Annotated in this window: 9 protein-coding genes and 1 tRNA gene; 7 read left to right on the top strand and 3 right to left on the bottom strand. The window is 63.8% G+C overall.

The window, feature by feature from the left end; all coding sequences use genetic code 11:
* Positions 1-11 precede the first annotated feature (11 nt).
* The 7 genes from H4V96_RS17380 (at position 12) to H4V96_RS17350 (ending at position 8,904) form a co-directional block, all read left to right on the top strand.
* Positions 12-87: transfer RNA gene (locus H4V96_RS17380), tRNA-Thr, on the top strand.
* Between the two features lie 414 nt (positions 88-501).
* Complete coding sequence (locus H4V96_RS17375; protein WP_010401050.1) at positions 502-855, top strand: hypothetical protein; 354 nt, start codon at positions 502-504, stop codon at positions 853-855.
* A 260-nt stretch (positions 856-1,115) separates the two neighbouring features.
* A complete protein-coding gene (locus tag H4V96_RS17370; RefSeq protein WP_196854665.1) occupies positions 1,116-3,527 on the top strand; it encodes a catalase in 2,412 nt (803 codons plus the stop codon).
* Between the two features lie 232 nt (positions 3,528-3,759).
* Positions 3,760-5,454 carry an MFS transporter gene (locus H4V96_RS17365; RefSeq protein WP_043462664.1) on the top strand — a complete coding sequence of 565 codons (1,695 nt, stop codon included), beginning with the start codon at positions 3,760-3,762 and terminating at the stop codon, positions 5,452-5,454.
* Positions 5,441-6,661 carry an HlyD family secretion protein gene (locus tag H4V96_RS17360; protein WP_280721076.1) on the top strand — a complete coding sequence of 407 codons (1,221 nt, stop codon included), beginning with the start codon at positions 5,441-5,443 and terminating at the stop codon, positions 6,659-6,661. Before H4V96_RS17365 ends, H4V96_RS17360 begins: the two co-directional genes overlap by 14 nt.
* Positions 6,658-8,055 carry an efflux transporter outer membrane subunit gene (locus H4V96_RS17355; protein ID WP_196854666.1) on the top strand — a complete coding sequence of 466 codons (1,398 nt, stop codon included), beginning with the start codon at positions 6,658-6,660 and terminating at the stop codon, positions 8,053-8,055. Before H4V96_RS17360 ends, H4V96_RS17355 begins: the two co-directional genes overlap by 4 nt.
* A gap of 108 nt (positions 8,056-8,163) precedes the next feature.
* Entirely contained in the window at positions 8,164-8,904 is a 741-nt protein-coding gene (locus H4V96_RS17350) for a tetratricopeptide repeat protein (RefSeq protein ID WP_043462687.1), read from the top strand.
* A 39-nt stretch (positions 8,905-8,943) separates the two neighbouring features.
* On the opposite strand, the gene H4V96_RS17345 is transcribed toward H4V96_RS17350, so the two are convergent.
* The 3 genes from H4V96_RS17345 to H4V96_RS17335 form a co-directional block, all read right to left on the bottom strand.
* On the bottom strand, positions 8,944-9,924 hold the full coding sequence (locus H4V96_RS17345; RefSeq protein ID WP_196854667.1) for a hypothetical protein: 981 nt from the start codon (positions 9,922-9,924) through the stop codon (positions 8,944-8,946).
* Between the two features lie 130 nt (positions 9,925-10,054).
* Positions 10,055-13,171: an efflux RND transporter permease subunit gene (locus H4V96_RS17340; protein WP_196854668.1), complete on the bottom strand. Its 3,117-nt coding sequence runs from the start codon at positions 13,169-13,171 to the stop codon at positions 10,055-10,057.
* Positions 13,172-13,180: 9 nt separating this feature from the next.
* Positions 13,181-14,365 carry an efflux RND transporter periplasmic adaptor subunit gene (locus tag H4V96_RS17335; RefSeq protein ID WP_196854669.1) on the bottom strand — a complete coding sequence of 395 codons (1,185 nt, stop codon included), beginning with the start codon at positions 14,363-14,365 and terminating at the stop codon, positions 13,181-13,183.
* Between the last annotated feature and the right edge of the window lie 8 nt (positions 14,366-14,373).

Raw genomic sequence — 14,373 nt, 5'->3', positions numbered from 1 at the left:
TGTGGGTCTTCGCCGTTGTAGCTCAGTTGGTAGAGCAGCACATTCGTAATGTGAAGGTCGCCAGTTCGATTCCGGCCAACGGCACCAAGTATTCGCAGTAGAAAAAACCACCGCTCAAGCGGTGGTTTTTTTTTGCCTGCAGCGTTCTCGCCCACCAAGCTGCACCGATGTACTCATGGATGTGGCGTGCCTGCTGGAAAAGTCTGGCGGCAACCCAGTAACAGCGCTTCAGCCTTGCCCCTATCCCCACCCGCTCCACCAGGCCGGCGGGGATTGTTATTTCTGGCAGGCATTTAAGTCTGGCTCACAAGGTGTGGCAGCGCACAGTGGTGTGCGGCGGGCGCGGTTAAGGTGGTGCCAACAGCTTGCTGCTGATCCAGTCGTTGACATGGCTCAGTCCGGCAGCGTTTAGCCGCTTCTTTTTTTCCGAAGCGAGGACAATCATGATTCGCTTACGGCATCGAGCATGGTTGAGATTATTCACTGTTAAAGGAAACCAGCATGAACGCGATTGAAAAAAATAGCTCCGATATGAACGGTAATGTCCAGGACACCCGCCAGGATTTGCACCACACCATCGACAAGGTAGCTAGCCAGGTCCAGCCCCTGGTCGACAAGGTGGCCACGCATGCCCGCGATGGCGTGGACCAGGTGGGCGAGCGCATCGAGCAGGTCAGCGACAGCATCAGCAAGACTTCCGAGCGCGTGATGGCGCGCGGCAAGCAATTGGGCGCCGCCTGCCAGCGCGCTGGCGAGACGGGGCGCGGCTATGTGCGTGAGCGCCCGGCAATGTCCCTGCTGATTGCGGCAGCGGCCGGTTATGGCTTGTCCAAACTGCTGGGTTCGCGTAAATAAGTTCTGCCCACAGCGGCAAGGTAGTTGTCGTGGGCGCTGTACCCTTCGCCGTCACGGCGGGGCGGGCCAGCGCGCGCGCAAGCGCATAAGCGCATAAGCGACTAGCAAGCAGTCAGGCACAGTGATGCTGCGCTCCGGTTTTTTGTGCTTGATCGGTATACCTGATCCCACCAATATTTTAATTGTCCTGTTCGTGCGCTGCATGAGGGCGTTGTAGCGTTGTAGCATTTTAGCGGGGCAAACTACTGACAGGAGATGACATGGCTAGTAGCAAGAAAACGCCGGCTACGGACGATGCTGGTTCCGTCTTGAAGAGCAAGTCCGGCGCAGCCGACAGCAAGGCGCCAGACAGCTTGGGTGCGGAGAATGACATGGCCCGCGCGCTGCTGCAAAAAACGGCCGCTGGCGAACAGTTGGCTGCTGCCATGGCTGTCAATCCCAAGGAGGATGGTCAGTACGGCGAGGCGGCGCGCACGCCGATCGAAGGCGTGCATGTGGCAGCGGGCGATCCACTGGCCACGGCCAGCACCACGGGTGAAACGATAGCGTCGCCGAAGACCGGCGATGGCCAGCCGGCGCCAGGCGAGAGCGCCGTGTATGCCTCGCTGGACCGCGCCAGGTCCGATGACAGCGGCTGCGTGCTGACGACGAACCAGGGCGTGCCTGTGGGCGACAATCAGAATTCGCTGAAGGCGGGCTTGCGCGGCCCTACCCTGATGGAAGATTTTATCTTGCGTGAAAAGCTCACGCATTTCGACCATGAGCGTATCCCCGAACGGGTCGTGCATGCGCGCGGTTCGGCCGCCCATGGTTACTTTGAATGCTACAAGGAGCAAGGCAAGCATACGCGCGCGGCGCTGTTTGCCAAGGCAGGCAAGCGCACGCCCGTCTTCGTGCGCTTTTCCACCGTCGCTGGCGAACGCGGTTCGACCGACACGGCGCGCGACGTGCGCGGCTTCGCCGTGAAGTTTTATACGGACGAGGGTAACTGGGATTTGGTGGGCAATAACATGCCCGTCTTCTTCATCCAGGATGCGATGAAATTTCCCGACCTGGTCCACGCCGTCAAGCCCGAGCCGCACAATGGCATGCCGCAGGCGGCCAGCGCACACGACACTTTTTGGGACTTCGCCTCGCTATCGCCGGAAATCACGCACATGCTGATGTGGGCCATGTCGGACCGCGCCATTCCGCGCAGCTATCGCATGATGCAGGGCTTCGGCGTGCATACCTTCCGGCTCGTGAATGCCAAGGGCGAGTCCGTTTTCTGCAAATTTCACTGGTCGCCGATGGCCGGCACGCACTCGCTGGTATGGGACGAAGCCGTCAAGATCAGCGGCGCTGATTCCGATTTCCACCGGCGCGACCTGTGGGAAGCCATCGAGTGCGGCGCCTATCCCGAATACGAGCTGTCTTTCCAGATTTTCACGGAAGCGCAGGCCGCAGCGTTTCCCTTCGACGTGCTCGATCCCACCAAGCTGATACCCGAGGAGCTGGTACCGCTGGTCCCTGTCGGAAAAATGGTCTTGAACCGCAACCCCGACAATTTTTTTGCCGAGACGGAGCAGGTGGCTTTTTGCACCGCGCATATCGTGCCCGGCATCGATTTTTCGAATGACCCGCTGCTGCAGGGGCGTATCCACTCCTACATCGACACGCAGATCACGCGCCTGGGCGGCGCCAATTTCCATGAAATTGCCATCAATTCTCCGCTGGCGCCACTGCACAACAATCAGCGCGACGGTATCCATCGCCAGGCTATCAACCGTGGCCGGGTAGCCTATGAGCCCAATTCGCTGGCAGGCGGGTGTCCGTTCCAGGCAGGCGCCAAGGGATTTACCAGCTTTCCCGCGCCGGCCGAAGGTGACAAGGTGCGCGGCAAACCCGAGAAATTCGCCGAGCATTATGGCCAGGCGCGTTTGTTCTGGATTAGCCAGACACCGGTCGAGCAAGAGCATATCGTGCATGCGTTCCGTTTTGAGCTGAGCAAGGTGCAAACGCCGGTGATACGCCAGCGCATCGTCGCCATGCTGCGCAATGTCGACGAGACCTTGGCGCAGCGCCTGGCCGATGCACTGGGCCTGGCGCTGCCGCGCGCCATGCCGCGCGCCTCCGTGCAGCCGCTGCCCGCGTATCGGCCGTCGCCAGCGCTGTCGCTCTTTTTTCGCCCAGGCAAGACGGGCATCCATACCTTGCGCGTGGCCATCCTGGTGGGAGCGGGCAGCGATGGCGCGCAGGTGCGCAATATGTATGCCTCGCTGCTGGCCGACGGCGCGGCACCGCGCCTGGTAGGCAGCCATCTGGGAAAAATCGACACCAGCGTCGGTGCGCCGCTCGATGTGGAAATTTCGCTCGAAACGGGACCGTCCGTGCTGTTCGACGCCGTTGTGCTGGCCGACGGTCAGGGCGCCGTGCAGCAACTGGGCGACGATGCCAATGCGCTCGACTTCCTGCGTCTGCAATACCGCCACTGTAAGCCGATGCTGGCCATCGGCGCGGGCCAGGGCTTGCTGGACAAGGCGGGCGTGCCGGCGGCGCTGCCCGATGGAACGCCCGACCCTGCCGTCATCGTCGTACCGTCTGGCGAGGTGCTGAAAGCCACGGCTGCCTTTAAAAAGGCGCTGGCGGCGCACAGGGCGTTTGCGCGCGAGACGGACCCGCCGCGCGTGTAAAGGGTGGCGTTTGGGGTGGCGTCTGCGCAGAGGCAAGAGCAGGGCCGCATCGCAGGTCCGGTTGCGCCCCCTGTTTGCCTGCCTGCCTGCGCAACGCCACACATTAATGTAAACAATAAAAACGGCCTGCGGTGATATGCTGCGCGTGAGAACTGTTCATTTGCAACTGTTTGCTTGATGGCAGCAAGCATCAGTAAAGAACAGCTTCAGCAAACAGGATCGTGATGACTGCATGGACAAGTACACACCTCGCACCTGGGGGCCGGGCGAACGCCCGACCTTGCCCGGGTCACCATCGATGCCCGAACATTCGACGCCCAAGCGTGTCGCGTATTTTATCGTTGGCCTGCTCGTCGCGCTGACAGGGGGATTGGGCAACGGCCTGGTGACGGCCAATTTGCTGAACTTGCAAGGTTCGCTGGCAGCCTATGCCTACCAGATGCAGTGGCTGCCGGCCGCCTACGTGATGACCATTGTTTCCATGAACCTGCTGCTGGTGAAGTTCCGCCAGCAGTTCGGCCTGCGTCTGTTCACCGAAGCGTTTTTGCTGCTGTATGCGCTGGTGACCTTCGCCCACCTGTATGCCAATACCTTGCCGTCGGCGATCGCCGTGCGCGCCGCGCATGGCATGGTGGGCGGCGCGCTCGGTGTGTTGGGCCTGTACTACACCTTGCAGGCGTTTCCCGCGCGGCACCGCTTGAAGGGCCTTGTGCTGGGCCTGGGCTTTGCCCAGCTGGCCTTGCCGCTGGCGCGCATCTTCACTTCCGAACTGCTGCAGATCGGCGAATGGCATGGCCTGTACCTGTTCGAACTGGGACTAGCCCTGCTGGCGCTGGGCTGTGTGCTGGCCCTGAAACTGCCGCCAGGCGACCGCGTGCAGACGTTCGAGCCGCTCGACTTCCTCACCTTCGTCCTGTTTGCGCCCGGCGTGGCCCTGCTGTGCGCCGTGCTGGCGCAGGGGCGCACGGCGTGGTGGATGGCGTCCGAATGGGTGGGCGTGTGCCTCGCTGGCGCCATCGTCTTGATCGCCGCCTCGCTAGCCATCGAGCATAACCGCGCCCGCCCGCTGCTCAACACGCGCTGGCTCAGCACGGGCAAGATCGCCAAGCTGTTTTTGTCGGTGCTGCTGTTTCGCATCGTGCTATCCGAATCGACGGGCGCCGTGGGCTTCCTGCAGGCGCTGGGCCTGAACACGGACCAGATGCAAAACCTGTTCATCGTCGTGCTCTTAGGTAGCGTGGCGGGTCTGCTAGTGAGCGCGCTGACGATCAATCCGGCCACCATGCACCGCTCGCTGATGTTCGCCTTGCTGCTGATCGCCGCCGGGGCGCTGATCGATGCTCATGCCACCAGCCAGACACGCCCCGTCAATATGTACCTGAGCCAGTTCCTGCTGGCCTTTGGCGGCACGTATTTCCTCGGTCCCACCATGGTGGCCGGCATGGGCGCCGTGATCGCCGAACCGCGCAACCTGGTGAGTTTTTCGGTGATGTTTACCATGACGCAAAACCTTGGTGGCTTGCTCGGTTCGGCCATCGTCGGCACCATCCAGACGGCGCGCGAAAAATACCATTCCAGCTATCTGGTCGAGCATCTGAGCATGCTCGATCCGCAGGTGGCTGCGCGCGTGCAGTCGGGAGCATCGGCCTATGCCAGTGTGCTGATGGACCCGAGCTTGCGCAGCGCCCAGGGCGTGGCGCGCCTGGGCGCCATCGCCACGCGCGAAGCCAATGTCCTCGCCTACAACGATGTCTTTTTGATGATTGCCGGCGTCGCCATCGCCACCTTGCTGTGGATGCTGCTCAGCCAGTCCTGGAACCGCATCAGCACCGGCGCGCGTCGCCTGGTTGGCCCCGTGCGCGATGCGCAGACGGCCATGGCGATCGTCCCCATTACCAATTCGGAACCGAGCAATGACAGAAAATAATACCCCACCGCCAGCACCGCCATCGACACCCGCACCAGCACCTGCGTCGCCGCCGGCATCGCCACCCTCGGCCACGTCCAGCACCACGTCACAGCAGCCTGACCGGCGCCACCAGTGGCTGTCCGCGCTGGCCTTTGCCGCCGTGGCCCTGGTGGGCGTGTTGATCGTGCTGTATGCGTGGCGTTTTCCGCCGTTCACCAGTCCCATCGTGACGACGGAAAACGCCACCGTGCGGGGGCAGGTGACCATCATTGGCACGCAGTTGTCAGGCTATGTGGTGGAAGTGACGGTGCAAGATTTCATGGATGTGAAGGAGGGGCAACTGCTGGTGCGCATCGACGACCGTATCTACCAGCAGCGCTACGAGCAGGCGCAAGCCCAACTGGCGGCGCAGCAGGCGGCGCTGTCGAACTGGGCGCAGCAGAAGGCCAGCGCGCAGGCGGGTATTGCCGTCAGCGAGGCGGCGCTGGCGAACGCGCAAGCGCAGGCACACAAGGCCAGCGCAGACTTGAACCGGGTGCAGCAACTGGTGGCCGATGGCTCCTTGTCGCAGCGCGAGCATGACCAGTCGCGCGCCACGCAGGCGCAGATGGCAGCCGCGCTGGCGCAGGCCAGGGCAAATCTCGACATCGCCCAGCAAAGCGTGCAGTCCGTGGTGCTCAACAAGCAGGCTTTGGCGGCGGCCGTGGCGAACGCACAGGCGGCTGTGAAGGCGGCGAAGATCGATCTCGATAACACGCGCATCGTGGCGCCGTCCGATGGCCAGCTGGGCCAGGTGAGCGTGCGCCAGGGCGCGTACCTGAACTCCGGCGCGCAGCTGATGGCGCTGGTGCCGCGCCAGATGTGGGTCATTGCCAATTTTAAGGAAACGCAGATGAATGGCGTGCAGGAAGGGCAGAGCGCCACCTTCCACGTCGACGCGCTCGACGGCGCCGTGCTGACGGGCCAGGTGGAGCGTATCTCGCCGGCCACCGGTTCCGAGTTTTCCGTGCTGCCGGCCGATAACGCGACGGGCAACTACCTGAAGATCGCCCAGCGCATTCCCGTGCGCATCCGTATCGATGCGGGGCAGGCGAATGCGCGCCGGATCGTGCCGGGCATGTCGGTGGTGGTCAGCGTCGATACTTCTGCGGTGCTGAACGATTCGGCCGAGAATCCCGCGCCGGCGCCTGCACCGAAGAAGGCAGCTGCGAAGGCCAAGCCATGAAGCGCCGCCTCTTGTTGGTTGCTTGCGTGCTGGCGCTGGCCGGCTGCACCGCCAGCGCGCCACCGCAGCCCGTGTCGGCCTTGCAACTGCCGTCCGGCTGGCGCGCGCAAGGCGAGGGCGGTGCAGCGTCCGCGCATGGCGCGCAGGTAGAACAGCTGTGGTGGCAGGCGTTCGGCGATCCCGTTTTAAGTGATCTGGTGGGCGCGGCGCTGGCGCGCAATGGCGACTTGCGCGTGGCGCGCGCCCGCGTGCAGGAATATCGCGCACGCCTGGCGCAGGCCGATGCGAACCGCGCGCCAAGCCTGGCCGTTGACGGCTCGCCCACGCGTACGCGTACCCTCGCTTACAACGGCGTGCCGTATGTGACGAACGTCTTCCAGGCGGAGCTGCAGGCCAGTTATGAAATCGATGTGTGGGGTCGGCTGGCCAGTCTGAGCGATGCAGCCGGCGAGAGTTACCGCGCCGAGCAGGCCAGCGTCGATGCGGCAGCGCTGTCGGTCGCCGCCAGCGTGGCCACGGCCTATCTGAATTTGCGCGGACTCGATGCGCAGCTGGTGCTGACCCAATCGACCTTGCAGTTGCGCGAACAGTCGCGCGAGCTGGCGCGCAAGCAGTTCGAGGTGGGCTACAGCTCGCGGCTGGAATGGTTGCAGGCGCAATCGGAATACCATGCGGCAGCCGAGCAGGTGCCGCAGTTGCAGCGGCAGATATTTGAACAGGAAAATGCGCTGGCCATCCTGGTCGGCGGCAATCCCGGCCCGATTGCCCGCGGCTTGCCGCTGGCCGAGCTGGTGGCGCCTGGCGTGCCGGCCGGCCTGCCTTCCGAACTGCTGCGCCGGCGGCCTGACATCGCGCGCGCGGAACACATGCTGGCGGCCGCCAATGCCAGCCTGGCCGCCACGCGGGCTCAGTTACTGCCCTCGTTCAAGCTGACGGCGGCGGGTGGCGGGCAAGCCACGACCTTGAGCGATTTCCTGCATGCGCCGACGGCCCTGTGGCGGCTGACGGCGCTGGCAGCCGGCCCCCTGTTCGATGGCGGGCGCGTGCAGGCACAAACGGATGCGGCCGGCGCGCAGCGCGACCAGCTCGCCTATGCGTATGAAAACGTGGTGAGGAATGCTTTCGCCGAAACGGACAATAGCCTGGGCGCCATCTACCGTCTCAAGCAGCAAGCCGTGGAAAACGATGCGCGCCGGGCTGCTGCGGCCGACACCCTGCGCATCGCGCATAACCGCTACCGCAATGGCTATGCATCGTACCTGGAAGAACTCGATGCCCAGCGTACCCTGTACAGCGCCGATGTGGGACTGCTGCAGCTAAAGACACGCATCCTCGTCGCCTCGGTCGATCTGTACCGGGCCATGGGCGGCGGCTGGCACGCGGGTGGACAATAGCGCCTGCTTGTAGGGCGCAAGCTGTGGCATTGGCCGGTGTAATATCTGGCCTGGAAAAGCGGCGGTATGGTGCCAGCCGCAGCCATCACGAACGAACGAGGTCGCAGCATGACGATTTTTGGCATAGGCATTCACATCCTGATCGCGGTATTTTTTGCGATCCATGTGGTGCGCAACGGGCAGCAGCTGTACTGGTTGCTCATTTTATTCATGTTTCCGCTGCTGGGCAGCGTGGTGTATTTTTTCGCCATTTACCTGCCCAATTCGCGTCTGCCGCAAGGCGCGCGCAAGGTCGCTACGGTGGCCGTGCAGGTGCTTGATCCGAACCGCGAACTGCGCGAGGCAAAGGCTGCCTTCGAGTACACGCCGACGGCGCAAAACCAGATGCGCCTGGCCAGCGCGCTGCTCGAAGCGGGCAATGCGCAGGAAGCGGCAGCGACGTATGAAGCCTGCCTGCAGGGAGCATTTTCATCGGACCTGGAAATTCGCTTGGGCGCGGCACGCGCCTACCTGGAATGCGCGCGTGGTACCCAAGCCTTGACACATCTGGAATTCATCCGTCGCAGCGACATCCATTTCCGTCCCGAGATGGCGTCCCTGCTGTCAGCGCGTGCGCTGGCGCAAAGCGGACGCCAGCCGGAAGCGAAGGCGCAGTTCGACGACGCGCTGACGCGTTACAACAGCTTTGAGTGCCGCGCCGAGTATGCGATATGGGCGCTGCAGCAGGGCGACAAGGTGCTGGCCGAGCGCCTGTGCGTTGATATCGACAGTGCCATGGCCCGTTGGAGCAGGCATACGCGCGCCATGTATGCGCCGCTGCTGGCGCGCCTGGAGACAGCACGCCGATAGCTGGCTTGCGTGGGGCCAGACCCGGCGAGTCTGACCCGATTACACGCCAGGCACCTTGTTTTTTCCTTCAAGCAGTTTGTATCCCTTGCCATCGAAAACATAGCGTGCGCGGCCGTTCAGGGACGTGGCGATGCGCGGCGGGTCTTGGTCAGGCTTGAGCATCACGCCAGGCTTGATCTTTTCGGACGCGCCCGTGAAATCGATCAACAAGTCGTCGTAGGCGCCGCCGTTGCGTGCAGGGGCGAAGCGCCACTTGCCGTCGACCATCCAGCACTCGTCCATGTCCGGCCCGCAGGCGCCCATATTGTCCGAGTACAGGTCGATGTCGCCATCGAGCGCGGTGACCCTGCCGTCGCCGATTTCAAACAGGGCCAGTTGTGTGATGGTGTAACCCTGGCCCGTATAGCCGTGGCGTATCGCCAGTCCCGGCTTGTTCGCTCCCAGCATGACCCATTGGACTTCACCGAGTTGTCCCGAGGAGCCCAGGGCGGCGATGTTTTCCAGTCGTTTCACGACTTGCCACTGGCCGTCTTCCGGCTGGCCCTTGGGCGTCAGGAAAAAGACATTCAATAGTCCCGACGAGGCGTGTGCCGATTCTGCCGTGCCTTCGATGTTGGCCGTTTCCGCATTCGCCACCAGGATGGCGCGGCCATCTGGCAGCAGCTTGTGGCTGACGGCACTGACCACATAACTGAGCTTGTCTACATGGTTGTCCGGATCGGACAGGTCGGCCAGCGCATCGTCGCTGTCACTGCGGTAGTCCTTGCCAAAGACGGCGCGCATCATGCCCGCCTCGCGCTCGCTTGCGCGCTTGCGCGCTTGCGGCGTGTTCATCGCTTCCGTCTTGGGCGCGGTGGCGGCCGGCGGCAGCACTTGTTCGGCAGATACTGTAGCGGCAGCAGCGTGGGCATCGCTTGCCACCTCAGCTGCCACGTTCGTGCTGGCCGGGGCGCTCTTGTCCGAGCAGGCGCCGAGCAGTGCGGATAGCATCAGCAGGACGAGTGGGGTACGGTAATTCATAGGCAGGGCAGAGTGCGTTCATGGACAATGGGCGCAGTATGCCAGATAGATGGAAGCGAGGGAGCGCGGTCTGCCCGCCGTTCCCTCGCTTCCTTGCCCTTGGAGGACGATTTTAAAATCAGCCGCAGGCTTACTCTTTCAGCGCCATTTTGTCATCGCGCCGCAGCGGTACTTTATGGCTGCGCAGTTTTGCCATGCCGCGCTTGAGCAGGTGCTCGAGGTCGTCGATGTAGGTGAACACGACCGGCACCACCAGCAGACTCAATAGGGTCGAGGTAATCAGGCCGCCAATGACGGTGATGGCCATAGGCGAACGGAAGCTGGGATCGGCGCCCCAGCCCAGTGCCAGCGGCATCATGCCGGCGCCCATGGCAATGGTCGTCATCAGGATAGGGCGGCTGCGCTTGTGGCAGGCGTCGACCAGTGCATCGAAGCGTTTCATGCCGGCCTGGCGCGCCAGGATCGCATAGTCGACCAGCAGGATCGAGTTCTTGGTGACGATTCCCATCAGCATGATCAGGCCGATCATCGACGGCATCGACAGCGCGCTGCCCGTGATCAGCAAGGCCACGAAGGCGCCGCCGATCGATAGCGGCAACGCCGCCAGGATGGTCACCGGCTGCATGAAGTCCTTGAACAGCAGTACCAGCACGCAGTAGATGCACAGCACGCCGATCAGCATGGCCAGGCCGAAGCTGGCAAACAGCGCAGCCATTTCCTGCGCGTCACCGAGTTCGGCGATCTTCACGGAAGGCGGCAGGTTCTTCATCGACGGCAGCGCCCGCGCTTCTTCATTGAGTTCGCCAAGAGTGCGCGAACCGAGTTCCACGTCGAGCGTCACGTTGCGGCTGCGGTTCAGGCGGTCGATTTGCGCCGGGCCGCTTTCCATCGTCACGCTGGCCACACTCGCCAGGCGCACGGGACCATTTTTGCCGGGCACCGTCAGGCGTTCGATGGCGGCCAGGTCGGCGCGCACGCTGTTAGGCAGCTTGACGCGGATCGGCACTTGCCGCTCGGGCAGGTTCATTTTCGTCAGGTCCGTGTCGTAGTCGCCGGCCGTGGCCACGCGCACCGTCTCGCCGATGGCCGCCGCCGTCACGCCCAGGTCGGCCGCCTTGGCGAAATCAGGGCGCACGATGATTTCCGGACGCACCAGCGAAGCGCTGGAATTGACGTTACCGATGCCTTTCAGGCCACGCAGTTCGCGCTCGACTTTTTGCGCCGCCGCCATCAGGGCCACAGGGTCTTCCGAACGCAGCACCAGCTGCATCTTGACGCCCGTGTCGGGTGGTCCCACCGTGAAGCGTGCACCGGGAATCGCATCGAGCTTGTGGCGTAACTGCGTTTCCAGGCCCGCCATCGATTCCTTGCGTTCGGTGCGGTGCACGGTGGTCAGGGTCAGCACGGCGCGGCGCGCCTCGGCCGCCGCGCCGGGGGCAAAGGCGTCGCCGCTGGAGCCGCCGCCAATCGAGCTAAAGACGCCCTTGATGCCCGGCGTCTGCATGGCTGCATCGCGCGCCATGGCCGCTGCGGCCTGCGTTTCGGCCAGGGTGGAGCCGGGCGGCAGTTCCAGGTTGATTTGCGTCTGTGCACGGTCGGCGGCTGGCACGAAGCCGGTCGGCAGCAAGGGCACCAGCGCGATGGCGCCGACAAAGAACAGGGCCGCAGCGAGGGCTGTGAGGCCGCGGTGGTTCAGGCACCAGCGCATGACTGTCAGGTAGCGCGTCATCAGCCAGCCATCCTGTTCTTCCTTGTGCGCCAAGGGTTTCAGGATGTAGGCGGCCATCATCGGCGTCAGCAGGCGCGCCACCACCAGGGACGCCAGCACGGCCAGCACGGCCGTCCAGCCGAACTGCTTGAAGAATAGGCCGGGGATGCCGCTCATGAAGGCCGTCGGCAGGAATACGGCCACCAGCGCGAAGGTGGTGGCGATCACCGCCATGCCGATTTCGTCGGCCGCTTCCATGGCCGCTGCCATGGGCGACTTGCCCATGCGCAGGTGGCGCTCGATGTTTTCGATTTCCACGATAGCGTCGTCGACCAGCACGCCCACCACCAGCGCCAGCGACAGCAAGGTAACGGTATTGAGCGTGTAGCCGAACCAGTAGATGCCAAGGAACGCCGGCATCACTGACAGAGGCAGGGCGGCGGCGGCCACCAGGGTGGCGCGCCAGTCGCGCAGGAACCACCACACCACCAGCACGGCCAGCAGCGCACCTTCGTACAGCAGTTCCATCGAGCCGGCGAAATCTTCCTCGACGGGGAAGGCATTGTCGATCGACTGTTGCAGCACGACGTTGGAGTTTTCCTTCTGCAGGTCGCTGATGGCGTCGCGCGCGCCCTTGGCGACGGCCACTTCGCTGGCGCCCTTGGTACGGAATACTTCAAAGGCCACCACGCTCTTGCCATCTTGCTCGGCTAGCGCGCGCGGTTCGGCGATCGTGTCGCGCACGCTCGCTACCTGGTCCAGGCGCACATGGCGCCCGTCCGGCAGCGGCACTTCCACGCGCGACAATTCTTCGGCCGTCCTGACGGTGGCGATGGTACGCACCGATTGCTCGGCGCCGCTGACGTCGCCCCGGCCGCCTGGGGCTTCGCGCTGCACCAGGCGCAGCTGGCGCGAGACGTCGAGGGCCGATACTTTCAATGCGGCCATGCGCGCCTCGTCGAGTTCCACCTGGATCTCGCGGTAGACGCCGCCCACGCGTTTGACGGCGCCCACGCCGGGCACGGTCAGCAGGCGCTTGGCCACGGTGTTGTCGACGAACCAGGACAGGTCGGGCGCGTCGAGCGGGTTGTCCACGCCCGTTTTCGCCGTGGCGATAAAGGTCAGCACCACGCGCCCGGCCGTGGACGCCTTGGTGACGGTGGGGTCGCGCAGTTCGGCCGGCATGTCTGCCTTGATGCGGGCGACGGCGTCGCGCACATCGTTGACGGCTTCGGCGATCGGTTTTTCCAGAATGAATTCGACGGTCACCGTGGCGACGCCATCGAGCACCCTGGTGTAGATGTTCTTCACGCCTTGCAGGGTGGCGACGGCATCTTCGATCTTGCGCGCCACTTCCGTTTCCAGCTGGGCCGGCGCGGCGCCGGGCAGCACCGCGCTGACGGTGACGATGGGCAGTTCGATGTCAGGGAAGTCCTGCACCGGATTGGCCTTGTAGGCCAGCAGACCGGCCAGGGACAGCAGCGCGAACAGCATGATGGCCGGGATCGGATTCTTGATCGAGAAGGATGAAAAATTCATGGCCTCTCCTTATTTTTTCGCCGCTGGGCTGAGCGCAGGACTGGCCGGAGCAGCGGCCGGTTGTTGAACCGAGGGGGCTACATTGCGCACCAAGTCGCCGTCATTGAGGAAGCCGGCGCCGCTGACGACGATGGTGGTATCGGCCGTGATGCCGCCTACGATCTCGATGCGGTCGCTCAGGCGTCGCCCGGCCTGCACCTTGATCTGGCTGACCCGCTGGTCGGAATTGAGGCGGAAGACATAGCTGAAACCATCGCGCACGGCAATCGCCTGCTGCGGCACCGTCAGCGCGCCCGAGGTACCGAGTTCAAATTCGCCGCTGGCGTACATGCCGGCCTTGAAGGGAGCGTTGTTGCCGGTACTCGCCGGCAGGTCCACGTACACGAGGGCAGAGCGGGTCTGCGGATCGACCGTGGGAGCGATCATGCGTACCTTGCCCCTCAAAATGCTGCCATTGGCGGCCTTCACCTGCGCCACGGTACCCGCTTTCAGATTCAGCAGCTCGGTGGCCGTCACTTCGGCGCGCCATTCGAGGCGCCCCTGGCGGATCATGCGGAACAGCTCCGTGCCGACGCCCACGACGGAGCCGACGGTGGCCGAGCGCGAGGAGATGATGCCGCTGTCGGGCGCCACCACCTGCGTGTATTTCAGGCGCAGCTGCTGCGACGCCAGTTGCGCCTTGGCCGAGGCAATGCGCGCGTTGGCCGTCTGTTCGGCTGTCAGGTACTGGCTGATTTGCTGCGCGCTGATGGCGCCCGTGCTTTGCAGTGAGCGGGCGCGCTCGGCGTTGGCGGCCGCCTCAATCGCATTCGCTTGCGCCTCCTGTAGCGCCGCTTTTGCCTGCGCCACGTCGGCATTGACCGTGTCGTTCGAGAACACCGCCAACACCTGGCCGGCGCGCACGACATCGCCGACATTCACGCGTACGTCTGTCAGGCGCAAGCCGTTCGATTCGCTGCCGATGACGGCTTCCTGCCAGGCTGCCACGTTGCCGTTGGCGTTCAGCTTGATGGGCAGGCTGGTCGTTTGCGGCTTGGCCGTAGTGACGCTGAGGGCTGGTTTTTGCGTCGCGCTTTTATCCTGCGCCTCGCCTGCGGCAGTAGAGGATGGGGAATACAGGGTAACGCCGGCGCCCAGCACTACAAAAAGGGTGGCCAGCGCGAGTGCCATCGGTTTCAAGGTTGTTTTTTTCATGTTGTCGT

The sequence above is a fragment of the Janthinobacterium sp. CG_23.4 genome, from assembly GCF_029892305.1.
Classification (GTDB): Bacteria; Pseudomonadota; Gammaproteobacteria; order Burkholderiales; family Burkholderiaceae_D; genus Janthinobacterium; species Janthinobacterium lividum_D.
The sequence above is the reverse complement of the archived record's forward strand: the minus strand, read 5'-3'. Positions and strand labels throughout refer to the sequence as shown.

Coding starts and splice junctions, on each gene's coding strand:
- H4V96_RS17370 (WP_196854665.1), top strand. CDS start 1,116: ATGGCTAGTAGCAAGAAAACGCCGGCTACGGACGATGCTGGTTCCGTC.
- H4V96_RS17355 (WP_196854666.1), top strand. CDS start 6,658: ATGAAGCGCCGCCTCTTGTTGGTTGCTTGCGTGCTGGCGCTGGCCGGC.
- H4V96_RS17375 (WP_010401050.1), top strand. CDS start 502: ATGAACGCGATTGAAAAAAATAGCTCCGATATGAACGGTAATGTCCAG.
- H4V96_RS17365 (WP_043462664.1), top strand. CDS start 3,760: ATGGACAAGTACACACCTCGCACCTGGGGGCCGGGCGAACGCCCGACC.
- H4V96_RS17335 (WP_196854669.1), bottom strand. CDS start 14,365: ATGAAAAAAACAACCTTGAAACCGATGGCACTCGCGCTGGCCACCCTT.
- H4V96_RS17345 (WP_196854667.1), bottom strand. CDS start 9,924: ATGAATTACCGTACCCCACTCGTCCTGCTGATGCTATCCGCACTGCTC.
- H4V96_RS17360 (WP_280721076.1), top strand. CDS start 5,441: ATGACAGAAAATAATACCCCACCGCCAGCACCGCCATCGACACCCGCA.
- H4V96_RS17350 (WP_043462687.1), top strand. CDS start 8,164: ATGACGATTTTTGGCATAGGCATTCACATCCTGATCGCGGTATTTTTT.
- H4V96_RS17340 (WP_196854668.1), bottom strand. CDS start 13,171: ATGAATTTTTCATCCTTCTCGATCAAGAATCCGATCCCGGCCATCATG.